Below are 24,806 nucleotides of genomic sequence, written 5' to 3'. Positions count from 1 at the left end.
CGCGGCCTGGCGACGACGGCCCCGCCACCACTTGCACTACATGCGGTAGCGTAGCGATACCGATAGTATCGCTACGATTCGCTACTAGTGGAGGCCCAGTGACCGACGGCACTGCAGATTCCCCAGGCCAGGCCACGCGCCGTGGCCAGCGGGACAACGGATCCCCCAACCCGGCCGAAACCCGCGAGTACAGCGAACGGTTGGCAGCGCTAGCCCGATTCACCCTCCGACACAAAGCGCTGGTCATCGGGGTATGGCTAGGCGCCGCGGTCGTCCTCGCGTTGCTGTTCCCCCAGCTAGAAACCGTGGTGCGCCAACAGTCGGTGGACCTCATCCCTCGCGATGCGCCGTCCTTGCAGACGGTTGACCGCATGAGCGCCGCTTTCGGCGAAGAAGGCTCAAAAACCATGGTGTTCGTCGCCATGGAAGACCCCAATGGCTTGACTCCGACTGCACGGCAGCGCTACGGCGAACTCGTGCGCCGGTTGCAGGGCGAAGGCAACCACGTCCTGCTGGTGCAGGACCTACTGTCCGATCCGATTACCGAAGCCCAGGCAGTCAGCGCCGACCGCAAAGCTTGGTACCTGCCCGTAGGTGTCACCGGCACCCTCGGAGACCCCACGGCCGCCGAATCGGTAAACGCGGTGCGCAACATCGCCGCCGAGGTCTTCACCGGCTCGACCACGACTGTGCAAGTGACGGGACCACCGGCAACCTTCAGCGACATGATCGCATCCGCCGAGCACGACCTGCTGCTGATCTCAATCGCTACCGCGGGCGTGATCGCCCTGATCCTGCTGATCGTCTACCGGTCGGTGTTCACCGCGCTGTTACCGCTGCTAGTAATCGGGTTGAGCCTGGCAGTCGGGCGCGGCGTGCTGTCCGCCCTCGGCGAGATGGGCATGCCCGTCTCCCAGTTCACCGTCGCCTTCATGACTGCGATCCTGCTCGGCGCGGGAACCGACTACACCGTATTTCTGATCAGCCGATACCACGAACAGCGCCGCGCCCAAGTACCCGCCGATCAGGCCGTCATCCACGCCACCGCCAGCATCGGGCGCGTCATCCTCGCCTCCGCCGCCACCGTCGCACTCGCGTTCCTGGCCATGGTCTTCGCGCGGCTCAGCGTCTTCGCCGCCCTTGGCCCCGCGTGTGCCATCGCCGTACTGTTCGGATTTCTGGCCACCGTAACCCTGCTGCCACCGGTGCTGTCGCTAGCCGCCAAACGCGGCATCGGTGAACCCAAACCCGATCGCACCCGCCGCTACTGGAACAGCGTCGCCGTCGCCGTGGTCCGCCGTCCCGTGCCACTACTCATCGTCAGCCTGGTCATCTTGCTCGCCCTGTCGGCAGCGGCAGCAACCATCAAAATCAGCTACGACGACCGCAAGGGCCAACCAGACACCACGGCCAGCAACCTGGGCTACCACCTGCTGGACCGCCACTTCCGCAAAGACGTCGTCATCAGCGAATTCCTCGTCGTGGAAAATCCGACCGACATGCGGACCGGCAAAGGACTGGCCGATCTTGACGAGATGGCCTCCCGCGTCTCCCAGATCCCCGGCGTCACCAAGGTTTCCGGAGTCACCCGCCCCACCGGAGAGCGCCTCGACCAAGCAGAACTGGCCTGGCAGAACGGCCAGATCGGCGACAAAATGGCCGGCGCCGTCGCCGAGGGCAACTCCCGCAAGGACGACCTCACCAAACTCACCGACGGCGCCGACCAGCTCGCCGACGGCCTCGCCCAACTCGACAGCACCGTGCGCACCGCCTTCACACCACTAGCCGGAATCCTCACCCAAGCCCAATCCGCAGGAACTCAGGTCAACCAATTCCGGCCGCTGCTGCAACAACTTTCCGCCACTGCCCCCGCCGTCGACCAAGCCATCCAATCCGGCCCAGGACTACGACCGCTGGCCAACCAAGCCCAAAACGCAATCACTCAACTCGACCCACTCGTCGGCGCCCTCAACACCTCACCCTGGTGCGCCACCACCCCACAATGCGCCCAAATCCGCAACCAGGTCCAGATCCTGGTCACTCTGCGCGACAACGGATTCTTCAACCAAATCGCCGACCTCGGGGACCGCTACGATCCCGCCACCAATGCCACCGTTGGTGGCACCCTCGCCAACGTCCAGAACGCAGTCGCCTCACTGGACAAGGCATTCGGAGCCCTGGGTGACCCCGCCGACCTGACCACAAATCTCCGCCGATTGCAGGACGGAATCGGACAGCTGGCCTCCGGCGCCCAAGCACTCGCCACCGGCGTCCGCACCCTCGCCGACAGCAACATCGAAATGCTGTCCGGCATGAGCCAGATCGCCACCCAACTACAGAACTCCTCGCGCGCAGCGGCCGACTCCGACTCCTCGAGCGGTTTCTACCTGCCCGCCAACGCATTCGAGAACCGGCAATTCACCGACGTCGCCGAACAATTCCTCTCACCGGACGGCAAAACAGCGCGGTTCATGATCGAAAGCAGCCACGACCCATACAGCGTTGAAGCCATGGACCTCGCCAGCCGCATCACCGACACCGCCAACACCGCACGACCCAACACGTCACTCGCCGACGCCACCGTGTCCGTAGCCGGCTTCCCCGCCGTCAACTCCGATATCCAACGACTCCTCTGGGCCGACTTCGCACAACTAGCCATCGCCACCATCATCATCGTCGGCGTCATCCTGGTCCTACTACTGCGCGCACTCCTAGCACCGCTCTACCTACTAGGCACCGTCGTGCTCAACTACCTCGCATCACTCGGCATCGGCGTCGTAGTCTTCCAATGGGGACTGGGCCACGAAATCGCCTGGCCCGTACCGCTGCTGGCGTTCATCATCCTCGTCGCCGTCGGCGCCGACTACAACATGCTGCTCGTCTCACGGCTCCGCGAAGAATCCGGAACCAACATCCGCGTCGGCGTCCTGCGCACCGTGGCAAACACCGGAGCCGTCATCACCTCCGCTGGCCTCATATTCGCCGCCAGCATGTTCGGCCTCATGGTCGGCTCAGTCGCCATCATGATCCAAGCCGGCCTCATCATCGGCTTCGGGCTGCTGCTCGACACCTTCCTCGTGCGCACCCTCACCGTGCCCGCCATCGCCACACTCCTACGCGAAGCCAGCTGGTGGCCCACCAAAGCAACAAACCCGCGACCCGGTCAGACCAACCCAGGAGGCATTAAGGACGCACCTCACGTGCTGGTCCAGGAGAGGTGAAAAGCGAACAGAGCAATACCCGGCGCTACATGCCGACCAGCGTGAAGGCGTATTCACCCCGAATGAATACGACCCCTGCGCCGGTACCTCGAATCTAAGACTTTTCTAAGAACCCCCGGGATGGTCGTGGAATTTTCCGCAGGAAACTTCGTACTGTCCGGGCCATGCGGACCCCTGTGTGCGCGTCATGGTGATGACGCTGCACAAGCTGACCGCCGGGGACGGATACCTGTACCTGGTGCGGCAGGTCGCTGCCGCCGACAGCACCGAGCGGGGCCGCTCCACGCTGGCCGACTACTACTCGGCCAAAGGCGAATCGCCCGGTCGGTGGATGGGGCGCGGCCTGGCCGGCCTCTCTGATACCGGCCGCTGCGAAGTCACACCCGCAGTGCGCGAGGAGATTTGGACTGTTGACGAGGGATCCGGCGTCAGTGAGGCGCAGATGCGCGCCCTCTATGGGGAAGGTCTGCACCCCAACGCCGAGCGCATCGACAGCTACGTCGCCGGCCGAAGCATGGGCACTCAGCATGCGGCCAGCCGCCTTGGGCGCAAGTTTCTGGTCCGCGACGGCGAGCCGGAGTTCGCGCGCCGTTTGGCGGTGGCCTTCCGCGATCACAACGCCGAAACCGGCGCGCATTGGAACGCCACGATCGCCCCCGACATTCGCGCCCAGATCCGCACCCGCGTGGCCCTGGAGCTGTTCGGCGAGGAGTACGGCCGCCCGCCCGCTGATGACCGGGAACTGTCGGGGTTCATCGCGCGTAACACCCGTGCGCGCACGACCGCTGTCGCCGGATATGACCTGACGTTCTCACCGGTGAAATCCGTGTCCGCACTATGGGCCATCGCTCCGCTGCCGGTGGCTGAGCAGATTGAGGCCGCCCACGATGCAGCGGTCGCCGACGTGCTGGAGTGGCTGCAAGATCAAGCCACTTTCACCCGCACCGGCGCTGGCGGAGTCGCCCAGGTCGACACCGAAGGGCTCATCGCCGCAGCGTTCACCCACCGCGATTCTCGTGCCGGTGACCCCGACCTGCATACCCACGTCGCGATCTCGAACAAGGTGTCCCACATCGACGCCAACGGCGTGCGTCGATGGCTCGCCCTGGATGGCCAACCGCTGCACCGTGTGACCGTCGCAGCGTCGGAGTTGTACAACACCCGCCTGGAAGCGCACATGATCGCCACCCTGGGCGTGCCGTTCGTCGAACAGTCCCGCGGACGAGGGAAACGGCCGGTCCGAGAGATCGACGGAATGTCAGCAGAACTGATGTCCCGGTGGTCGAGCCGGCGGGCCGCAATCAAGGCGCGCACCGCCGAGCTGTCCAAGCAGTTTCAGGCCGATCACGGACGCGAACCGACCAACACCGAAATCATCGCGTTGGCCCCCACCGCCGACGCGGCCATCGTGCTTGGAGAAGACCTGGGCGCCACCACCGACACGCTCGACAAGTACGTCTGGTCCGCCGATCCAAACAAGGCCGCGATATCCGGTGTGCCCGACTGGTTCACCCACGTAGGCCCCGACACTCTCATCGTCGTTGACGAGGCCGGCAAGGCCGCCACCGCGGGCCTGGACGCCATGATTGCCGACGCGCTACGTAAAGGCGCGAGCGTGCGTCTGGTCGGTGACGACGGGCAGCTGTCGTCCATCTCCGCCGGCGGTGTTCTGCGTGACATCGCCGAAGCCACCGACGCGCTCACCTTAAGCGAAGTCGTGCGATTCAAGTCCCCCGCCGAAGCCGCCGCCGGGCTCGCGCTGCACGACGCCGACCCGGCCGGCATCGGCTTCTACATCGACCACCATCGCATCCATGTCGGCACCGACGAGACTGCCGCCGACATGGCCTATCAGGCATGGCGGGCCGACCTCGCGGCGGGCGGGGACTCCATCCTGCTCGCCCCGACCAACGACGTCATCAACGAACTCAACGCCCGCGCCCGCGCCGACCGCTTGGCCGCCGATCCCGAGGCTGCCGACTCGGCCAGCGTGATGCTGGCCGATCACCTGCACGCCAACGTCGGAGACACCATCCGCACCCGCAAAAACAACCGCCGGATCACCATCGGGCGCAACGATTTCGTGCGCAACGGTTACCGCTACACCATCACCGAAGTTCTCACCGATGGCAGCGTAAAAGCACGCCACCTACGCAGCGGACGCATCGTCACGCTGCCCGCCGACTACATCGCCGAACACGTCACGCTGGGCTACGCCGCCACCATTGACTCCGCCCAAGGCCTGACCGCAGGACGGCGCGACACCAAGGGCACCTGCCACATCGTCGGCTCCGACATGCTGACCCGCCAGCACCTCTACGTCGCGATGACGCGCGCCACCGACGAAAACCACCTGTACCTGTCCACTGCCGAAGGCGATCCGCACCGACTGCTCTCCCCCAAGGCAACCCACCCTGACACCGCCGTCGACGTCCTGACCCGCACCCTGGCCCGCGACGGCGCACAGGTGTCGGCCACCACCGAAGCCCGCCGCGCCGAGGACCCGGCGACCCGACTGCAGGCTGCGGCCGACATGTTCTACGACGCCTTGGGTGTCGCGGCCGAAAATCAACTGGGCGCCGGTGCTCGGGACCGGTTGGATGCCATCGCCGACGACGTGATCCCCCGGCTCAGCCAGCGCGAAGCCTGGCCGGTGCTACGGCGCAACCTCTCCGTCCTGGCCATCGGTGGCGCCGATCCTCGCCAACTGCTGACCGACGCGTTGGCCAAAGGCAGCGTCGACGACGCCGCTGACCCCGCCGCGGTTCTCGATCACCGCATCGACCCCGCCGGTACACATTCCGCCGGCATCGGGGTGCTGCGCTGGCTTCCCGGCATCCCGCCCGCGCTGGCCAATGACCCGCATTGGGGCGCGTACCTGACCCGCCGTGAACAGCTGGTCGAGGGGTTGGCCGACCAGATCCGCGACCGCGCACGGGCCTGGACCAACGCGACCGCCCCCGCCTGGGCACGCCCCTTGATCACCGTCAATCCGGCACTGACCGCTGAAATCGCCGTCTTCCGCGCCGCCACGGGCGTCGAGGACACCGACACCCGCCTCACCGGTGCGCGCCAATACCCCGTGCGGACCCGCGACATGCAGGCCACCCTGCAGCGCTACGCCGCCGCCGACATCGGCCGCCGCAGTGCAGACACCACCCGCTGGAACGACCTCATCGACGCCATCGACCCCCGCCTACGCGCCGATGCCTACTGGCCACAACTGGCCGCCCAGCTCGCCCAGGCCACCCGCACCACCCCCGACCTACGCCAGATCATCACCACCGCCGCCCGCCAGGGACCACTGCCCGACGAGCTGCCCGCCGCCGCGCTGTGGTGGCGCATCGCGGGAGCCCTGTCCCCGACCGCGACCCTGGCCACCACGCACTCGCGGCTACGCCCACCGTGGGTCACAGATATCGATGTCGTATTCGGAACGGCGCTGGCTGAAACCATCACCTCAGATCCGGCCTGGCCCGGCCTCGTCGCCGCCATCAGCGCCGCCGACCCGAACACCTGGACCCCACGCGACCTGCTCCATGTCGCTGCCGAACACCTCGCCGACGCCACCGACGCCGACCACCGGATCCCGCCGGGCGACTACGCCCGCCTGATCACCTACACCGTCGACGCCTTCACCCACCGGCTGCAAGCGCGTCTAGGCATCGACGTCGACGACCTACCCACGCCGCAGGACGCTCCGCTCCACCCCGACGAGGAAGCACTCTTTCCGCCCGACCCGGAAAGCCCCTTCGCCGAGGTCGACGAGGCCCCGCCCTTCGACGACTACTTCGACATCGCCCCGCCCGAGGACCTATCTGAATACGCGTCCGAGGAATTCGGAGACCTGCAATTCGAAGACCTCACAGCAAACCGCCCCATACCGGAATTGGGCATCACCATGGAATGGATTACCACCCTGCAAGAGGAATACCGCGACGTCAGCGCCGCCATCAAATCCCTCGACGCAGAAATTCGAGCAGGAAACGGCCCGGCTCTGCGCGGCGCAGCCGACGAGCTGTTAAGGATGCGCCGCCAGGTCGACGCCGACCGACCCTATGCCCACGCAGTGACCGCGGTGATGGAGCAGTGGTCCGACGCCGATGCCGTCTACAACGACAAACTGCGCATGGTCGAGCATGCCCGCACTCAGCTCGCACTCCTGCAGGCCAACCCCGACGCCGACGCGCTCGACATTGCCTCTGCCCGACAAGATGTCGCATTCTACACCGAGCTACTGCCGGACGAGCCGCCCTCGATGCAATTCCAGCAGGCCCTCGCCCAGGCGCAGGCCGCGCGCACCGCGGCCGCCGGCGGACACAAGATCGTCACCGAGCACGACATCGCCAAAGCGCGAGGCGACGCCGAGCGCGCGGACCTGGCCGCCCGCGCGCAGCTGCGCGACCGGCGGCAGGTGCTGCGCCGCGACCTCGAGCGCGCTGAGCGCGACGTCGCGACCGCCTTCGCCGCCGCCCAGACCGCGACCTCCGACACACTCGACCGCTTGCTCGAAACGGCGCGCTCGGAGGTGGCCCTACTCCAAGTCGCAAGCGACGTCGACCCCAGCCGCACGCCCCTCGTCATCCCCGCGGCGGCCTTGGCAGGCCACGAGCCGCACAACGCGGAGCGACTCAAAGCGCTTGCCGCACAGCCTTATCGGATCAGCGTCGTCCGGGCCGACATCACCGACGGCGAAACCGCGGCGTCGCTCTACACACTGCGCAACACCGCTAACGCTAACGACCGCAAGGTGCTGTGGCTCTCGACCACGGACACCGGAGCGGCACCCGCTCGCGACGCGGAGTTGGCCGACACCATCACCACGGTCAGCCACGCGCACCAGCACGTCAGCGGCCAGCAGTGGGCACTACCACCGGGAGCCATCGTCGTCGTCGATGACCCAGCCGCTGCAGACCCCCAGCAGCTCGCAGATATCGCCCGTCACGCCGCCGCGTCCAACGCTCGGGTCATCCTGCTCGACCCGGAAGCCAGCCGCGGCGCAGGCTCCTCAGCGCTGCGGCTGCTCACCCATGCGTTGCCGTGGAGCACCACCCTCACGACCGCGCCGTCCGCACCTGCCGACCCGCTGCTTGACCCGGTGCCGGCGGTCACGCTGGCCGACCGTCTCGGCCGCACCCAACTAGGCGACGAGTGGCGCCAGGTCCTCACCCAGTACGACAACGCCGCGCGCGCCGTTCGAGCGGCTCAGCGCCGTCAGATCGCATTGGGCTGGAACGTGCCGGCCAACACGATCGACGAGCGCGGACAGCAAGCTCTCGATCACGACGAGCGCGGGCAGGCCTTCCATCACGGCGAGCGCGGGCAGGCTCTCGATGACGACGACCTAAGCCTCTAAACCAGCTATCCCCGTGGACCGCTCAATCTTCGGGCAGCAGGTCGTCTGGAAGGAAGTAGGTCGGCGCGACCCCAAAAAGCACCGCCAGCTCGTAGACCAGAGGCACACTCGGTCTGGCCTCACCGTGCACGTAGCGGTACATGTGCGTCTGCGAAACCGCCAACTCAGGTGCCTGCTCATGCAGCAGCTGCTGCAACCGTCGTACTGTCAGCTTGCGCGTCCGGCCGGTCTCCAGACTGCGGACAGCCAGCCCGTCCATCAGCTCACGCAGTCGCGCCGCGAAGTAGAGCGTTGCCGGGTGAGGTGTCGGCTGCCCGCCTGCATCGGTGCCGTTCTCCTCGGCCGGAACTAAGGCGCCCAGCGCCCCCGCGCTCTTTTCGCGGACCGCTGTCCCACGATGGCTGCTCATCTGGCGTCACTCCTTCTTGCTGCTGTCATCCAACTTAGGGGCCAATCCGGCTCTGGTGGTGGACTGGCGCGCACGATCCCCGCGACGATGAACCGCATGAGCAAGCACCCCGAGCCGTACAGCCCCTACTGCGGACTTGTCGTCAACGACAACGAACAGTACGAAAAGGTTCAGGGCGCTCCACATCTGGCGATCAGCGCACCCACTCGAACCGGTAAGACACGGCGCCTGCTGGCCCCGGCCGCGGTGCTGCACCCCGGCCCGCTCGTCTCCGTCTCCAGTAAGGAGGACCTCGCCGAGCTGGTGTTGATGCGCCGCGGCCTGGGGCCCACCGGCGTCATCGACTTGCGGCCGGAAAAGACCCTCGTCTGGCCCGAGGGCGTGCGCTCCATGGTCAGTGACCCCACCATGTCCATCACGTCCGCCGATGAAGCGCTGACCGTCGCGGAAACCATGCTCGCGACCTCCGGTGTGGGGTTCGGCGGTGCGTCAAGCGGACAAACGGTAGCCGCCGGCGGACTGTGGGAGTCCACTGCCAGCCGCCCCTTGGCCTGCCTGCTCTATGCGGCCAGCCCGCAGGGCAACAGCCAGGGCATGCCCTGGGTGCTCGAAGCCGTCGAGAACCTCGGCATCGAGGACGACGAAGACGGCGGTGCCACCACACAGTTGTCGCTGCACGCCACTCCATCGTGGATGACCGCCGCCGCGCTGTGCCCGCACCCGATGCTGTCCGACCCAATGCAGCGCGTGCTGACCTTCAACAGCCGCATGCGGGACAGTGTGGCGATCACCGTGTCCAAAGCGGTGACGCCGTGGGTGCGTCTCGGGCTGAGCACCACCGAGCATCTAGACCGCCTTAGCGGTGTCGACGAACTCAGCATCGAATCGTTCGATGTCTCGATGCTGGATGACCCTGACGCGAGCTTGTTTGTCATCGCCCCCAACACCGGCACCGTTGCTGGCGCAGCCGTGGCACTTATCGACTCCATCATCCGACACTTCCGCAAGCGCACGGCCCAGCACCAGCTCGAACACCGGCTGCTGCTCCAACTCGACGAAGTGTGCAACTCCTGCCCGCTGCCGGCGCTGCTCAACTACGTCGGCGAGTCCGCCGGTTTGGGCGTCAACATCATGGCCACCGTGCAGGCCTCCAGCCACTTCGACGTTGTGTTTGGCCCGAAATACGCCGACGCGCTGCGCGACATCTTCCCGGGCACCGTGGTGATGTACGGCGCTCACGAACGCCATCTCCTCGAACAGGCTTCACACTGGCAGGGCTTGGGGACGCGGCGCACCGAGTCGTATGAGCCCAACGGCGGAAGTCGTTCGCAGTCCTCACAACTGGGCTCGATCATCGACTGGCAGGAGTTGCTCCCCCAGAGTCTCGAAGAGGCCCAGCTGCTGCTGCGCGGCACCGCCGGGCGGCGAGTCCAGATCCCCGACTGGAGTGTCTTCCTCGAAATCTACGACGGAGCGATTGAGACTCGCAGGCGGCGCCAGCGGACGTCAAAGGCGTCGGCATAGGTAACAGCACGGGTCGTGTTCAAGTGAGGATTCTGCCCAGTTGAACACCGCCGAGAGCACCGCTAAGAGTGCGAGGACCACCAGGCGTAGAGCCCTTCTAGGGTGGCCCCAGGCGTCTCGGCTCGAACAACACTGAGTAACAGCTCGTCGTCCTCGGTCCAGACCACGACAGGCTGGTTGGCCTGGAGCCCGCAGAAGACCGTGCCGCGCACCACCGTGGGACTGTCGTTGCGCCGCCATGGCCCCGGAGACTGAATGTTGGGCGGACAGATCCGGGGAGTAGACCGATTCACGGTGTCGGTGAAAGACGCTTCCAGAGCAGCGGCATCCCCGCTGAGCGTGTAGCTCGACGTGGTAGGGCCGCCAGGATCGGTGTTGGGGCCGCACGACATCGCCGCGGTCACGTCCGCGTCAGTCGGCGCAGGTGTACACCTGCCGGGCGGATAACCCGGCGGAAGCAGCTCAGCAAGCGCCGCCGCCGCGGCGGTCGCTGACGACGTGGCCGGGGTCGACGTCGCCGGGGCCGCCGCCTCCGGCGCATCCGATCCCGTCCAGCGCGAAATCAGAATCGTCCACAGCACGGCGGCGATCGTGACTACCACGGCGACGATCGACCACAGGATGACCAGCGGACGCTGCACGCGAGGCTTGCGTGGCGTAGGCGTCACCCGTATTGCCTCGTCGAAGCTTCTCGCCAGTTCAGGTCTGTTGGGCTGCAATCGATTCGATGGAGAGGCGGGCCGGGCCGCCGGCAGCACGGGGCGCTCGGTGAGCGAGCCCGCGGCCGCCGCCGCGGCCGCGGCGAACTCGCGTGCCGAGTTGAAACGGTCGGCCGGATTCTTGGCCAGCGCCCTGGCCATGACCACATCCATTTGGCGGGTCGCCTCTGGCAGATGATCGGAGATCCGGGGCGGGGGCTGGTGCAGGTGCGCGAGCGCCAGGGCGGTTGTTCCCTCAGCGTTGTAAAACGGCTGCTTGCCGGTCAGCAGACGGAACAGCGTGCAGGCCAGTGAGTAGATGTCAGCTCGGCCGTCGATCGCGTCGCCGGTGATGACCTCAGGAGCGGCATAGGCCAGTGTCACCGCCAGCGTTGAGTCGTCGCTGCCATCGTCTGGGCCACCTGCTGCCCTCGCCACCCCGAAATCACTGAGCAGCACCTGCTCATCGTCCGGCGACCCGTGAGCGAGCAGTACGTTCCCCGGTTTGACGTCGTGATGAACCACGTTGCGCTGGTGGGCGTAGTCCAGTGCCTTGGCGACCTCGCCGGCGATGCGGACAGCGCGTGCAGCGGTCATGGTCCCGGCCTGCAGCGCAGCCTCCGCATCGGTGCCGGCGACGTACTGCATTGCGATCCACAGCTGGCCGTTCTCGGCTTCGCCGCGGTTATGGATCGACACGATGTTCGGGTGGTCCAGCAGCGAGGCGATATCGGCTTCGCGCACGAACCGCTCACGGAAGGCCTCGTCACCGGAGAGGTCGGCGCTGAGCACCTTGAGCGCGTCGCGCCGCGGCAAGGTCGGATTCTTCGCCACATACACCGTCCCCGTGGCGCCGGTGGCCAGGACCTGCTCAATCCGATACCCCGCCACCAGCGAGCCCACCGCAAACATAGACACAGCATCGCCTACTGATGGGGTGGCCCGGCCGGTGAGGCGGGGCGTGTCCGGTGCTGCCTTCCCAATCATCCGTGGCCCTCAGCGCCTTCTGTGAGGCCCGAACAGTGCGTGCAAACGCGCTCGCGCCCCGCGTTTGGGCGCGCCGGAGGCCTCGCTTGACCGGTCCGGCTCGAACATCACGTGTGCTGACTGAACCAGCTCGCCGTCAGAGCCGGTGGTCAGCGATTCGGCGACGCGTTGCCCCTGGGCGGTCAGCGAGTCGACAAGCTGTTCATGCAGCCGATCGGCAGCAAAGCCCCACCAATCGTTCACTGCGGCCAAGACTCTGCTGTGTTCCGGCGAGGTGGGCCGGGCCGGCGGCGGGCTGTCGGTCTTCGGCATCCATCTGCCGATGTCTGCCAGCCAGGACTGCCACTGGTGGGTCAGCTCCACCAAGGCCTGATCGAGACCAGGTTGGTTCCCCACATGGTGAAGAGCCTGGACGAAGGCTGCGCCGGGCAGCCCGTCGACATCGGGCCCGGCCTGGGCACACGTGCGGGCGAAAGCGGCCACCGCGCGGGTCACGGCGAGCTGGGCGTTGAAATCGGCGCGCAATGACTCCACCGGTGCGCCGGCGTGACGCTCGGCGGCTTCGCCGACCTCCCGGTGCAGCTGATCACTAATGACCGTCCACCGTTGGTAGGCGTCCTCGACGGCCCTCAGCGCGGCAACTTCCGCATCGCGTGCCACGGTTACCCTTGCTCGCGGGTCTGGATTCCTGCACTGATGAGGACCTCGCGCAGAGCGTCGGTCATATCGGCCTCCACGACGGTCCGCAGCAGATCCGAGTCAGCGGTAGCCAAGTCGATCGACGGGTCGGAAACGATCCGCGCCTTCATCCTCTCCACCGCCTCGGACACCACGTTGCGCACGTAGCGGCCGTTGCCCGCGATGTCGACGAGCATTTCCGCCGGGTTCTCGGGATTGTTGGTCGAGGTTGCGGTGAGCCAGCTCGTGTACCGGTCAAAGGCGGCGGCCGCGCCGGGATGCACCAGTACCCGGAAGTTCTCGGCGAACATCGCCGCGATCTGGCCCAACTCCTCAGCGCTGTAGGAGCTGAACTCCAGTTGGGTGGGAAACCGCGACCGCAGACCGGGGTTGGCCGAGAGCAGCCGGTTCATACCGTTGGCGTAGCCGGCCAGGGCGATCATGGTGTCGTCGCGGTGGTCCTCGGCGAACTTCATGATGATGTCGAGTGCGATACGCCCGAAATCACGCTCGTTGTCGGCTTTGTACAGGTCAGGGGCCTCATCGACGAACAAGACGCGGCCCTTGGCCTTCTCCAAATACTGGCGGGTCTTGACCTCGGTTTCGCCGATGACGCCGCCAACGAGGTCCGGACGGGAGACTTCGATGAAGTCTGGAGAGTCCAGGATGCCCAGGCCGAAATACATCTCACCCATGACCCGCGCGATAGAAGTCTTGGCCGTTCCCGGGGGACCGACGAGGGTCATGTGCAGCGCGTTGCGCTGCCCGACTCCCTCGCCGCGCGCGGCCATCGCCCGGTCGTAAATCTGCACGTTCTTAAGCTTGTAGACGTGGGCCTTCACCTTGCCCAGGCCGATGAAGGACTGTAGGTCCCGCTCGGCCTTCTCGAGGACGGCTTCAGCAGCCTGAGCCTGCTCGGCTTGGCGCAGCTCCTCGGTGGTCGGCCCGGACTCCGGATCCCAGCGGCTGGTCCGGGCAGTGATGGCCTGCGCGGTGGTGGTCCTGGGTCCGAAGGTGGGGTCGGCCAGAGCCGAGGAGGCCTCGGGGAGAATGCGCCCGCCGACGCTGGCCCTGCCAAACTCGACGCGGGCGTCGTCCTCCCGGCCCAACAGACGCAGCGCGAAGCCGCGGTAGAGGGCCGCCAGGGCGGCGGCGTGCGGGCTGACTTGATCAGCGGGGACGCCCTTGAGCACGACTAGGCCGGCATCGAACTCGCCGAGACTGACGTGAGCGAGCCCGGCCATCAGGTCGGTGGCGGCGTCCACGGCCCTCAGGGTCCCGGCAACCGGCCGGTCGGCCCAGTCCAGCACGTCGGTCCAGCGCTGGGTGACGTAGTGCAAGGTGGTGCCCAGGCAGCGCCAGATGGGCGTCTGCGTGGGTTCGCGGGCGGTGTCGTAGGACTCCAGCAGCTTCTCGGCGGCGTCGTAGTCCTTCTCGCTCAGCAGCGCCGCGATGTAGGCCAGGGTGATCGTCGCCGCGGTGTAGGGGAACACCTCGATGAAGCCCGGCGAGGGCACCGAGGCCTCCAGAGCAGTGTCCTGCAGACCCAGGCGCCGCGTCTCGCGGTGCACGGTGGCGCTGGTTTCGTGGGCGTGGCGCAGTGTCTGGCTGGAGTGATCGCCGGTGGCGATGAGCCCCAGCCAGGCGTCGCACATCCCGGGGTCCATGCTGACCGCCTGGCGGAACCGCTCCCGCGCGGTAGCGGGGTCTGCTGGATTGCCGAGCAGGCCCAAAGCATCGAATCCGGCGTCGAGAAAGTCGCGCGCAGTGCTCATCGTCTATGACCCAATCTCTCGGGGTGGTCGCGGCGGTCGGGCGGCGCGAGGCGCCGCGGTGTCGTTCTGGCGGCGCTCGTCGATGTCTATTGTCCCTGCTGGGGCACCGTTGCCGCGCGGAGGTTGAGAGCCCGCATCTGCGGGCCGCCCGGGTGTCTGCGCCGTGCTGCGACTGGCCAGGGTCGGCGCCTGTGCGGGTTCACGAGAAGGCGCGGAGCCACCAGTGGTGTCCGGGCGTGGCTGGCGCAGCGGGGCCGGTGAAGCCTCACCCCCCGCCCCCTGGGCGGCGCGGGACGCCGAGTTGCTGGTGTTCTTCGCGCTCTTGAGCACGTGCCCGGCGGTGCTTGCGACACCGGCCGCCTTGGCCGCGGCCGCGACCGGGACGGCCACCTCGGGGGCGGCGACCTTCACCGCGCTCATTGCGGCGGTCGCGGCCGCCGATTTCACAGCAGACTTCGCCGGCGACGCGTCGTTGCCGGTCCCGGCTCCGCTACCGGTGACAACGGTGCGCCCCGTGCTCGACGAGCGCGGCTTGAACCACTCCATGCCGGGTGTGCGCCGTGCCGACGAGGAGCCAGAGCCATCGTCTTGGCCGCCTGCGGTGTCGTTACCGCCGCCCCGTCCCAGACGCGCACTCGCGGACTGCGCCTTGTCGCGGTACGAGCCCGCTTCGTTGCGGACGGCGCCGGTGCCGGCATGCCACGCGCCGGTGACCTGACGGCCGATGGTGCCCATGCTGTCGGCGTGGAAGGAGCGGTCGACGAACCGGAAACCCAGCCAGAGAACGCCGGCGGCCACGGCCATGATGAGCACCCGAGGAATCGCTGTCGCCGTGGATGCGCCGAAGGCGTCCGTGGTCAGCACCCAGGTAATGCCGATTGCGGAAACGGCGAGGTAGACCTCGAACACCATCAGTTGGATGACATGCATGAAAAGCTCTGTGCCGCAGTGCTTGGCGAACGCCAGAGCCCGTCCGAAACCCAGCATGCCGATGAGGAAGGACGGCCCGACCAGGATGCCGAAGTACAGCGACTTGATGCCGACCAGCATCGCCGACAGGCCGACGTAGAAGTAAAAGAAGGCCACCACGATCGCGACCAGGACCAGCAGGAGACCAATGGTGGCGTCCGAGCCCCCGAGGCGCTGGGCATAGGCCAGAGCCTGCGGGGCGCCGCAGTTGGCCATGGCGTGCGCCGGGCCGGGACCATCAACGCCGCCCGCGCTGGTGATGGCCGAGTTCCATGCCTGCCGGCATCCGCCGACGTCATCGACGACCATGCCGAAGTTGAGGACCTGCAGCGGATGGCGCACGCCCGCCGTCACGACGTCGGCCATCAGGGCATCCAGCTTGGCGTCCAGCGAGGTGCCCGAGGCGAACGGTGCCCCGGTGGCGGCCTGGGCGATCTCCAGCCCGGTGCCACGCCCCAGCGCCAGCAGACCGTGCTCGCTGTACAGGTCGCCAATGGGGTCGGAGAACACCGTGGCCAGCAATACCGTCAGGACAAGGGCGGTGCCCAGCATGGCCCAACCCCGGCCGGGGTGGCCACGCAGGATGTGGTAGCCCGCCACGGTGACGCAGACCGTAATCGCGATGGGGGCCAGCATCATTGAGCTGACCAGCGAGGCGACCGCGTTGTAGAGCGGCAGGCCGAAGGTTGCGATGGCGACCAGCCAGCCGGTGGAGAGCGCGAAGCGCAGAAACCACAGCGCAGCGGCCATGATGAAGATGAACGTCCCGGCGATCATGCCCAGCCACCATGCCGCCGTCGCGTTGTCGACCGCGCGTTCCATGGCCGCGGCCATCCACGGCATCCAGGTGCTCGGATCGATCATCGAGATGTCTTGACCGTTGTTGGTCGCGGCCTCCCGCGCCGACACCATCGACAGGAAGTAGAACGCGATCGGCACACCGTCGTTGTCGCGCAGTCCTGTCCAGCCCAGCGCTGCGGAGCCGCCCGCGGCGACAGCATTCGGCGCGCACAGCAGGGCAACGAACGACAGCGTGTAGGTCAGCGTCATCGTCACGAGGGTGCGTCGTGCGCGCGGGTGGTCAGCCAACCACAGGGTCAGCGCGCCGGAGGTCATGCGAAAACCTCTTGAGGCGGGGTGCTGTCGACGTCGGCGGCCATCTGCGTGGTGGGAGCACCCAGGAAGCGGCAGCGGGCCCGCCGGCCGCGCTCATCAACGATGAACCCCTCCCCCATTCGTGAGGGGTGAACTTTGCCGAATGCTTCGTCGTCGCTGTCCTCGTCGTCGGCCGACTCGGCCGGGCTGGTGTCCTCGTAGTAGGACTGCACCACTTCGGGGTACAGCTCGGGATCGACCCCTGCCCACTCCAGCGTCTTGGTCGCCAATTCCTCGTTGCGGATCGCGAACAGCCATTTTTGGGTGATGAACTTATCCCCCATCCGGGCGAAATCCCGGTAGTCCTGGGAAATCAACCAGATACCGGTCGCATGCTTGCGGCCCTGGCGGGTGATGCGGTGGGCGGTGCGTGCGCCCGCGGGATAGGCCATCAGCTCGGCAGCCTCCTCGAAAATCATCGTGGAGAACTGCTCACGGTGCAGAAACTGGTGACGCTGCACGGTGTCGATGATCAGGCCATAAATCGCCATCCCCGCGCGAGCACTCTTGGGCAGCTTGTCGTACAGATGCGGGTTGAGAATGTCGTCGGCATCGGGCAAGCCGAGTCGGTTGGTCAGCCAGATCGTGGCCAGTGACTCTGACGGTGAGTACGGCGGCAACGTCTCGTCGAAGATGGCCCGGGCGGCTTGCTGGGTGGACCAGGCCTCCAGGCGCGCGAGCAGCATGTCGTTGTTGGCGTCGGGCTGAGCTCGCAGGTAGCCGATGAGTGAGCGCATGGAGTGAATGCCGTTGGCTTCACGCATCTGTGGGCTTACCAGCAGCGTAAACCGATTCTCCATGTCGCTGTCGGCGGGAACGCCGATCATCGGGAGGATGTGGTTGCCGGCGACGTCGCCGGCCTCCTGGAAGGCGAACATACGCAGCGGGTCGAGGCTGAACCGGGAATCGCCCAGATCGATAATTGTCGTGTGGGTGACGTTGCGGAACGCCTGCCCCCATTCCCCGTGGGTGCCCGGGTCGAACACGTCGACCTTGCCGCCGCGCAGGACTACCTCAATCCCAGAAAGCTTGGCGCGGTTGGACTTCCCCGCTCCAGGGTCTCCGATGACGATCAGGCCGGTGTTCTTGTGGCGGCGGGCACAGCCCTCAGGATCGTGCAGGATCAGGCTACGCCGCAGGGTGTTCTGATTCTCGGCCAGCGGTGTCCCGCGGGAGTCGCCCACCCGCGTCGAGATCAGCGGTGTGAACCGGCCCCACAGGTGCGCCGAGGTCGGATCGCGGAACTCGTCAAGGTGTGCGTGCTTCTCACTGCCCGGATTGAAAGCCGACCACAGCTTGGACTGCGCGCCGCGCCACCGACTGACCGCAATCTCGGCCTGGTCGAGTTCGTGGCGGACCTGTTTCACCGCGTCCTCGCACATCTCCAAGGTCGGAGCGCCCACGGCGATCAGGGTGGCTACGTCCAGCTCCCGCTCGCTGGGATTGGCCTTGATCTGCGCGTTGTACTCGCGCGTGTTGGCCAGCTTGATGTCGAGTTCGTCGTCCTCTTCGATCATCCGGCCCCGTTGGCGCATCTGGTCTTTGATGTTCTTGGCCGCGCGCGCGTTGAGCGCTTCCGCGCGGTCGGGGCTGCGCACGGTGACGTGCTGCATCCAGTCGATGGCGGCTTCGGTGTCGACGTTATCGAGGGCATACAGGTACGCCGCCTTGGTGAACCGTAGGCCGGTGTCGGGGAAGTGCGTGACTGGCAGCAGGGCCTGATAGCTCCACGGACCGTCCGGGTGGTCGGCGTCATAGAGGCGCACGATGGGGCGCATCGTCGGCCACCAGGAGGAGCGCACAGCGTTGGCGCCCTCGTCGACGCCAGGGCGTAGGAAGTCAGCGGCGGTGAGCCGGTCTGGGCCGGCCGAGGCCGGCGGCATCGGATCGCGCAGGGTCCCGCGAAAGACGTTGTGTCGGTGCTGCCACAGAATCTGCAGTGGACTTGCCGGTCGGACGCTGAACTGTTGAGGCAGCGAGGCGACCACCTCGGCGGCCAGGCGTGCATAGGCGGCGACCGAGGTGTCCGAATCGACGTCGCGACCGACTACCCAGTCCTTGGCCTTCGTGGCAGCTCCGGCTGCGGTGCGACCGCCTTTGCCGCTATCGACGGGGAAGGTCAGCCAGCCGCGACGTCGCTCTTCCAGGAACACCGGTGCGCCCGCGGGTGCGGCGGCGGGGTTGAAGGTGGGCTCCCACAGTCGGCAGTGCTCTACCCAGCCTGGTCGGTGGCTGTGGTTGCCAACGATGTTGCGCATCAGTCGGTTTGGATCGGTGGTGTCCAACAGTCCGGACAGTGACCACCCCGAGGGCAGTGCGCGGGCCAAATTGCGGTAGAACCGGCTGCCCCGTTCGTGGGTGCGCAGCGGTCGCAGGACAAGCGGCAGCCCGTCGATGAGGTAGTCGGCATACACCCCGCCGCGGGTGAAGCGCAGGTTGCCGATCACGGCCAGCGGCGGATCGAAGAGATGATCGACGCGCGGATCAGCGTTGCGTGCCATGACCGCTCCTGGTCGCCGGGCGCGCTGCGCATCCGTTCTTGGGCAGAATCGACGCCAGGGCGAAGCTGGCGCGCGCGGCCAGCGACGGTCGCCGCTTGGGCATGACCATCCGCAGGATCACCGTCACGACGACAGCTGCCACGGCAGCGATGCCCAGGACGCTGAACCCGGCGCCTTCGTGAGTGCGGAACCACCACAGCGCGGGCAACATGATCATGCCGATCGCAAGGAGTTCGGCACTGCGGTACGGGCCGCCAGGCAGGCGGTTCCCGGTCGAGGACTCCCCGGCGTAGATCGGGACATCGCGGATGCCGGTGAAGACCTTCGCCGGCTCCCCAGTGGGTACCTCGTTGTTGGGCATGGTCAGCTCTCTTCGTGGTGGCTGATGAGGATGGGTTGGTTGTTCGCGTCGTCTATCAGCCCGGTGGTGGCGTAGATGAGCGCGGCGATGATGAGGAAGCCAAGCAGCGACGCGGCCAGCTCAGACATTCGTTGCGTCATCGCCCGTAGACGGAGACGATGCCGCGCTGTTCCAGCTCTTGGTTGCCTGACTGTTGGAAGCCGGCGACGTTGGCGATGATCAGCGACAAGATGATGCCGCCGACCACGGCGCCGATGGCCGATCCGATTCCCTGCTTGAAGCCGTTGCGCAGGCCGACCGCGATGCCCAGCGCCATGGCGGCCAGACCGCCGACGACGACGACGATCGAGAAGATCTCTTGGGACATGCCCACGATCCCCTGTGCTGCCAGAACCGTTGTGTTCGAGGCGATATCCATTGGTGTTCCCTTTCAGTGTGATGGTGGATGGACCGAGCTGGCGGCGGGGTGCCGCAGCTACGAAGGGATGTTCACCGTGTGCCCACGGCGACGGGGGTGGGCGGGGCATCAGGGTCGATCGCCGGAACCACGTCAATGGCCGCGACCGACCAGGCGCCGCCGGTGGCGCGCAGGGTGAGCGGATACTCCAGTGGCGTGGAGGTGTAGTCGGCTGCTCGCGCGCTGACCGTCACCCAGACCCGCAGCTCGCCGCCTTCGGCCGGGGCCTCCGGGACCGGGTTTTGCGCGCGGATTGAGGTCACCGCGGCGGTGGAGTAGGCGCGCAGCGGACCCAGCCCCGAGTCCACGGTGACGAATCGTTCGATCCCGTTGGCGTCGGTGAGGTAGCACGTGACAAAGCCGCTGATCACCGCCGCCAGAACGGCATCGTTGGTGATGGTCACCGGGTAGTCCAGCGACACGTCGACCCCGGGTGGTGGCGGGTCGCGGCGTGCCGGTTTGGCCATAGCCCGGGGAGCAGCACCGTTGTAGACACTGACCGGGAGCTGGTAGTAGCTGCGCACCGGAGGGGCGTTGGTATAGGACTGCTCGGTCACGGACACGATGACGCCGTAGGTCGCGACGCCAGGCGTCGTTTGGCCGAGGAAGGTCGCAGATGCAGCCTGCGCCGAAACGATCAGCGGGGAGGTGGTGGGCAGCGACATATCGGTGCTGTTGGGAAAGCAGCGCGCCACCTCACCGGCCCGACTGCTGCTGGCTGTCAGAAGCACTGTCACGCAGTCGATTGCGTAACTCTCCACCAGGGCGGTCTCGTTGCCCACCGAGCGCGCGGTCACTGCCACCGGGGTCTCGTCTTGCGGGAACACCCACCGCCACAGCGTGGACACTCCGCTGATGACCGAGCAGACCACGAGAATCGTCACGATCACCTTGGCGCTGCCTTGGCCGGTCGTGGTGAGTCGTCGCCGCCAGGTGTTGGTCAGTTGCATTGTCAAACCGCCTTGTGTCCAATGATTTTGATGCTCGACACGGCGAAGGTGCCGTCAGCCGGATCCCGCGGCGTCGACCCGCCGGGGAACACGGGGACTGGTGTCGGCGCGGCACCCTGGTTGCCGCCGAGAATGTCGCCCAGGATTGACGGGCCGGCGCTCGGTGGCGGTGCGGCCGGCGAGTTAGTTGGTGCGATCGCGGGCGGGCGGCTGGTTTCTTGGATGATCAGCGTGATCTTCGAGGCCAGCACGCCGGGGCGGATGGATTCCACGGCTTCGCCACGGACATTGCCGGTGTTCTGGTTCTTCACCGTGCGGTCGGTGTCGTTGAACTGCCACTGCACACGGGTGACCACGCGGTGCTGCAGCCACGGGTCCGGCTGATCCGGGCTGACCTCGGTTTTGTTGACTGCGCCCGGCACGATGGACACCGCGGTGATGACGAAGGTTCGTCCCAGGTCGATCTCCAGGACTTGACCGTCAACCGACCGCACACAGACCCACGGAGTCGTGGAGCTGGGGTCGGCTACCGACTGCGCTGAGGTCGATCCCGGTGGGCAGTCCGAGGACGCCGTAAAGGGAAGCGGCCCATCGGTGTTCGGGGGAGGGCTGGGTGGCGCCACCTCGACCACACGGGGCGCGACCGGGGCGGAGGCTGGCTTGGATGGTTCCGCGCTCGGCGAGTTGGCCATGGTGACGACGAGGGTGATGATTGTGCCCAGGACGGCCGCAGCGCCGAGCGCGGCGACTACCCACGGGGTGTATCGGCGCGGCGACGAATCATTGGAGGGAATGGCGGCGGCGTCAGAGGATGTGCTGTCTAGATCCACCACCGCACCGCCGACGTCGAATGACCCGCCGACATCGAAGGGTGCGCCGAGCAGTACGGGCCCGTCACCGTCGTAGTCGTAGTCATCCTCGGCATAGCCCAGCGGTGATTCCTCGCCGTCGCCGTCGTCATCGAAGTCTGGGGACTGTCGTTCGGACGCGGAGTCGTCGGCTGTGTCGGGCTGCGGTTCCTCGTCGCCCGAGGGGGGCGCCGATCGAGAACCGTTGTCGGCGCCGAAGGTGCCATCGCGGTCATCGTCATCGTGAACCGTGACCGCCCCGATGTTCTTCAGCCACTCGTCGTTGTCGATACCGCGCGTCATGGCCGCCGGCCCCGGACTGCGCCAGACGGGCGGTTTCCTGCGCGAGGACGCCGCACGTGCGTCCCCGCTGCGTGAGTCATGGCCGGAGCGACGTCGAGGTCCTCCTCCGTCTCGGGCGGCCCCCACCGCAGATGCAGCTCCTCTGCGGGATTCATCTCAGCGAGCGGTAGCGCCGCAGCGGTAGGAGCGGGCTGCGGGGGAACCGCGGGGTATGGCGCCCACTGCGCGGCGGGAGCGACTCGGCCGCGCCCACGCCGGCGGAGCACATGCAGCACCAAGGCGGCGAGCGCCACTACCGCCAGGACCGGGGCTAGCTGGACAAGTATCTGGACCAGTACGGCCACGACAACGGTCAGACCGACCGCCACCCCCGCCGCCACCATCAGCACGATCTTCACGTCAAGCCTCCCTCGAATCGGCTTATGCTCAACTCTGTGACCGCACCGTATCCATTAAGGGGCAAATGTGTCCACACTCATGGACGACTAAGGGCGAAATATGATTCTGTTAGCGCATGGAGGCACCAGAACAGGGCATCGAGCGGCTGCACCACTTCGTCACCGAGCGGCGACGCGCACTCGGCATCAGCCGCGCGCAGATGTTCGCCCGCGGCGGGCCGTCACCCTCGACGATGAACAAAGCCCTCACCGGGGACCGGGGGTTGTCTCGATCCACCCTGGAGCGCATCGACCGCGCGCTCGGATGGGCGCCGGGCTCGGCCGAGACTGTGATGAGCGGCGGTGCCCCCACTTCGCGCATTCCGGCGCCGAGTGACGCGGCATGCCCTGCGCATGAGCACGTGGTCACAGTCCTGGAAAGCATCCGGACCCAGCTGCACACCGCCGAGCAGCTGGTGGAGGATCTGCTTGGGTCCGGCCATGCCCGCTGAGGTATTTGACGAGGAGCGCCGTGCCTGGATCGCCGCGCGCGCCGGCATCTGGATGTTCCAGAAGCGCCGCGCCGAGCTGCTCGGCAAGCGCATCCGTGCCCGGAGCCGCGCCAAAGTGGGTGCCCGACCCGACCCGCACGACGATCAGGTGACTCCGCCGCTGATCTTCCGCACGTCCTCCACCACGACCGGTGCCCTCGAAACCGGTGTCGTCGCCGTCCTCGCCGCGGCCGCACCGATCGGCTGGCCGGCCGGCCAGATGCTGTACAGGCTGATCATTGGACTGATCCCCGAGCGTCTGCAGGCGTACCCCATTGCGGCGCTGCTCTGGGCCGCCATCATCAGCGGCGCACCCTTGCCGCTGCTGTATGACCCCAACCCCTCGCTGGCCAGCACGCTGCTCATCCCGTGGCTGCTCGCCCAGATCCCCGCCACCTTTGCCGCCGCCGCCACCTACGGAGTCCTCGAAGGATGGTTGGCCATCGACGGCTCCAGCGACTGGTGGCCGCTGACGCCCGCCCAACGCGACGTTGACGACACCCTGATACTCGGCCCGGCGCCCGTGTCGATGCCGACGCTGCTCGATCCCGCCCCGACTACGGGGAACCGCTCATCAGACGCCCTGCCCGTCCCGCGCCGAAGGCCGGCGCCGGTCAACTGGACCCGGCTTGCCCTCCCCGCCACCGTCGCTGGCGCCGGCACCATCTGGTACCTGGCTGCCGTGCTAGCCGCGGCCATAGCCATCCCTTCCGCGCTGCTTGGTTAGTTGCAGCGCCAGCGCTTGTCGCCCCGGTGAGCTGTAATCGAGGCATGACGGATTCGGGCACAGAATCCCGGCTGTGGTTGGAGGTACCGTTCTCCGAAAAGGAGGCCGCGAAAGCCGCCGGAGCACGCTGGGATGCATCCCGGCGCTCTTGGTACGCCCCCCGCCCCAACATGTCCCAGCTGCAGCGCTGGGCAGGCCGTGAACCACTTCCTGAGCTTCTGCCCGGCGAGGACCGCTCATTCGGGGCCGGACTGTTTGTCGATCTCATCCCAGAGTCGTGCTGGTTTACCAATGTCCGCAGTTGCGTTGTCGCTAGCGACTGGGACCGGCTGCGGAAGGTGATCTATCGGCGCGCTGGACAGAGGTGTGAGATATGTGGCGAGGGAAGGGACCCTAGCGCCGGTGTCCACCTTGAAGCCCACGAGCGATGGCTCTATGACGAGGCGTCAACGACTCAGCGACTGATGCGCTTGGTGTGCTTGTGCACCTGGTGTCACGAAGCGACCCACTTTGGCCTGGCCGAAGTGCGCGGCTTCCGCAGCCGTGCCCTGATGCAGCTAGTAGCCGTCAACGGATGGTCGCGTGATGCCGCCGAACTCCATGTCCAGCAGGCGTTTAGGATCTGGCAGCGCCGCTCGCGTATCGATTGGACGCTGGATCTGAGCATTCTCCGCGATGTTGACATCGAGTTGCAGCGCCCACCTGCAAAGGACGAGCGGCGAGAGGTGGCGGCAGAGACTCTGGAGGGGGCGCGTGGGGACAGAATGCTTGAGCAGGCCGCGTTGCCCGTCGCGGGTTGGTATTCCGACCCCTCGGCGGCTTTCGCGCACCGTTGGTGGGATGGCGCACAGTGGACTCATGTCGTGGCGGTCCACGGAAAGGCGTTCATTGCTGAACCAGGCCGCGCCCTTCGCCCCGCACCTGTCCGCTGATGAGGTCGTGCATGCACGACCTCTCCT

Annotated in this window: 18 protein-coding genes and 1 pseudogene; 7 read left to right on the top strand and 12 right to left on the bottom strand. The window is 66.9% G+C overall.

Going from position 1 to position 24,806, the window contains the following annotated elements:
* Positions 1 to 98: 98 nt before the first annotated feature.
* Both ACNUDN_RS31280 and mobF read left to right on the top strand, forming a co-directional pair.
* Complete coding sequence (locus ACNUDN_RS31280; RefSeq protein ID WP_011856887.1) at positions 99 to 3,221, top strand: MMPL/RND family transporter; 3,123 nt, start codon at positions 99 to 101, stop codon at positions 3,219 to 3,221.
* 187 nt (positions 3,222 to 3,408) lie between these two features.
* Positions 3,409 to 8,577, top strand: coding sequence for a MobF family relaxase (gene mobF / locus ACNUDN_RS31275; protein WP_431961495.1), 5,169 nt, complete (start codon positions 3,409 to 3,411; stop codon positions 8,575 to 8,577).
* Positions 8,578 to 8,599: 22 nt separating this feature from the next.
* Here the strand turns inward: mobF and ACNUDN_RS31270 are convergent, their stop codons facing one another.
* Entirely contained in the window at positions 8,600 to 8,986 is a 387-nt protein-coding gene (locus ACNUDN_RS31270) for a helix-turn-helix domain-containing protein (protein ID WP_094295408.1), read from the bottom strand.
* Between the two features lie 96 nt (positions 8,987 to 9,082).
* On the opposite strand from ACNUDN_RS31270, the gene ACNUDN_RS31265 reads away from it, so the two are divergent.
* Positions 9,083 to 10,510, top strand: a complete 1,428-nt coding sequence (locus tag ACNUDN_RS31265; RefSeq protein WP_094295414.1) for a type IV secretory system conjugative DNA transfer family protein — start codon at positions 9,083 to 9,085, stop codon at positions 10,508 to 10,510.
* 62 nt (positions 10,511 to 10,572) lie between these two features.
* Here the strand turns inward: ACNUDN_RS31265 and ACNUDN_RS31260 are convergent, their stop codons facing one another.
* The 11 genes from ACNUDN_RS31260 to ACNUDN_RS31210 form a co-directional block, all read right to left on the bottom strand.
* On the bottom strand, positions 10,573 to 12,120 hold the full coding sequence (locus tag ACNUDN_RS31260) for a serine/threonine-protein kinase (protein ID WP_094295409.1): 1,548 nt from the start codon (positions 12,118 to 12,120) through the stop codon (positions 10,573 to 10,575).
* Positions 12,121 to 12,204: 84 nt separating this feature from the next.
* On the bottom strand, positions 12,205 to 12,855 hold the full coding sequence (locus ACNUDN_RS31255; protein WP_419125621.1) for a hypothetical protein: 651 nt from the start codon (positions 12,853 to 12,855) through the stop codon (positions 12,205 to 12,207).
* Positions 12,856 to 12,857: 2 nt separating this feature from the next.
* Positions 12,858 to 14,648, bottom strand: a complete 1,791-nt coding sequence (locus ACNUDN_RS31250; protein ID WP_094295411.1) for an AAA family ATPase — start codon at positions 14,646 to 14,648, stop codon at positions 12,858 to 12,860.
* Between the two features lie 3 nt (positions 14,649 to 14,651).
* A complete protein-coding gene (locus ACNUDN_RS31245) occupies positions 14,652 to 16,733 on the bottom strand; it encodes a hypothetical protein (RefSeq protein WP_419125620.1) in 2,082 nt (693 codons plus the stop codon).
* Positions 16,730 to 19,273 carry an ATP-binding protein gene (locus ACNUDN_RS31240; RefSeq protein WP_428371467.1) on the bottom strand — a complete coding sequence of 848 codons (2,544 nt, stop codon included), beginning with the start codon at positions 19,271 to 19,273 and terminating at the stop codon, positions 16,730 to 16,732. Before ACNUDN_RS31240 ends, ACNUDN_RS31245 begins: the two co-directional genes overlap by 4 nt.
* Positions 19,257 to 19,634 (bottom strand): hypothetical protein, encoded by a 378-nt coding sequence (locus ACNUDN_RS31235; RefSeq protein ID WP_419125617.1) that lies wholly within the window; start codon positions 19,632 to 19,634, stop codon positions 19,257 to 19,259. The genes ACNUDN_RS31240 and ACNUDN_RS31235 overlap by 17 nt, the downstream gene beginning before the upstream one ends.
* Before the next feature lie 2 nt (positions 19,635 to 19,636).
* Positions 19,637 to 19,762 carry a hypothetical protein gene (locus ACNUDN_RS31230; protein ID WP_274381146.1) on the bottom strand — a complete coding sequence of 42 codons (126 nt, stop codon included), beginning with the start codon at positions 19,760 to 19,762 and terminating at the stop codon, positions 19,637 to 19,639.
* Positions 19,763 to 19,770: 8 nt separating this feature from the next.
* Positions 19,771 to 20,052 carry a hypothetical protein gene (locus ACNUDN_RS31225; protein ID WP_094295596.1) on the bottom strand — a complete coding sequence of 94 codons (282 nt, stop codon included), beginning with the start codon at positions 20,050 to 20,052 and terminating at the stop codon, positions 19,771 to 19,773.
* 71 nt (positions 20,053 to 20,123) lie between these two features.
* The gene (locus ACNUDN_RS31220) at positions 20,124 to 21,041 is read right to left on the bottom strand and encodes a conjugal transfer protein (protein ID WP_094295597.1); all 918 of its coding nucleotides are present in this window, start codon (positions 21,039 to 21,041) and stop codon (positions 20,124 to 20,126) included.
* 2 nt (positions 21,042 to 21,043) lie between these two features.
* Positions 21,044 to 22,192 (bottom strand): hypothetical protein, encoded by a 1,149-nt coding sequence (locus ACNUDN_RS31215; RefSeq protein ID WP_094295598.1) that lies wholly within the window; start codon positions 22,190 to 22,192, stop codon positions 21,044 to 21,046.
* Positions 22,189 to 22,590, bottom strand: a complete 402-nt coding sequence (locus ACNUDN_RS31210) for a hypothetical protein (protein ID WP_094295599.1) — start codon at positions 22,588 to 22,590, stop codon at positions 22,189 to 22,191. The genes ACNUDN_RS31215 and ACNUDN_RS31210 overlap by 4 nt, the downstream gene beginning before the upstream one ends.
* Positions 22,591 to 22,706: 116 nt before the next feature.
* Between ACNUDN_RS31210 and ACNUDN_RS31205 the strand changes: the two genes are divergently transcribed.
* The 4 genes and pseudogenes from ACNUDN_RS31205 to ACNUDN_RS31190 all read left to right on the top strand — a co-directional run bounded on the left by ACNUDN_RS31205 (position 22,707) and on the right by ACNUDN_RS31190 (position 24,779).
* Positions 22,707 to 23,081 (top strand): helix-turn-helix domain-containing protein, encoded by a 375-nt coding sequence (locus ACNUDN_RS31205; protein ID WP_094295600.1) that lies wholly within the window; start codon positions 22,707 to 22,709, stop codon positions 23,079 to 23,081.
* Positions 23,071 to 23,847: a hypothetical protein gene (locus ACNUDN_RS31200; protein ID WP_094295601.1), complete on the top strand. Its 777-nt coding sequence runs from the start codon at positions 23,071 to 23,073 to the stop codon at positions 23,845 to 23,847. The genes ACNUDN_RS31205 and ACNUDN_RS31200 overlap by 11 nt, the downstream gene beginning before the upstream one ends.
* A gap of 44 nt (positions 23,848 to 23,891) precedes the next feature.
* A pseudogene (locus ACNUDN_RS31195) lies at positions 23,892 to 24,026 on the top strand (DUF5710 domain-containing protein); the annotation flags it as partial.
* Between the two features lie 372 nt (positions 24,027 to 24,398).
* Positions 24,399 to 24,779, top strand: coding sequence for a DUF2510 domain-containing protein (locus tag ACNUDN_RS31190; protein ID WP_419125623.1), 381 nt, complete (start codon positions 24,399 to 24,401; stop codon positions 24,777 to 24,779).
* Positions 24,780 to 24,806: the final 27 nt, after the last annotated feature.

Origin of the sequence: Mycobacterium sp. smrl_JER01, from assembly GCF_048513595.2 — a bacterium.
In the GTDB taxonomy this organism is placed as follows: domain Bacteria; phylum Actinomycetota; class Actinomycetes; order Mycobacteriales; family Mycobacteriaceae; genus Mycobacterium.
Note: the sequence above shows the minus strand (reverse complement) of the source record. Positions and strands in the feature narration are given on the sequence as shown.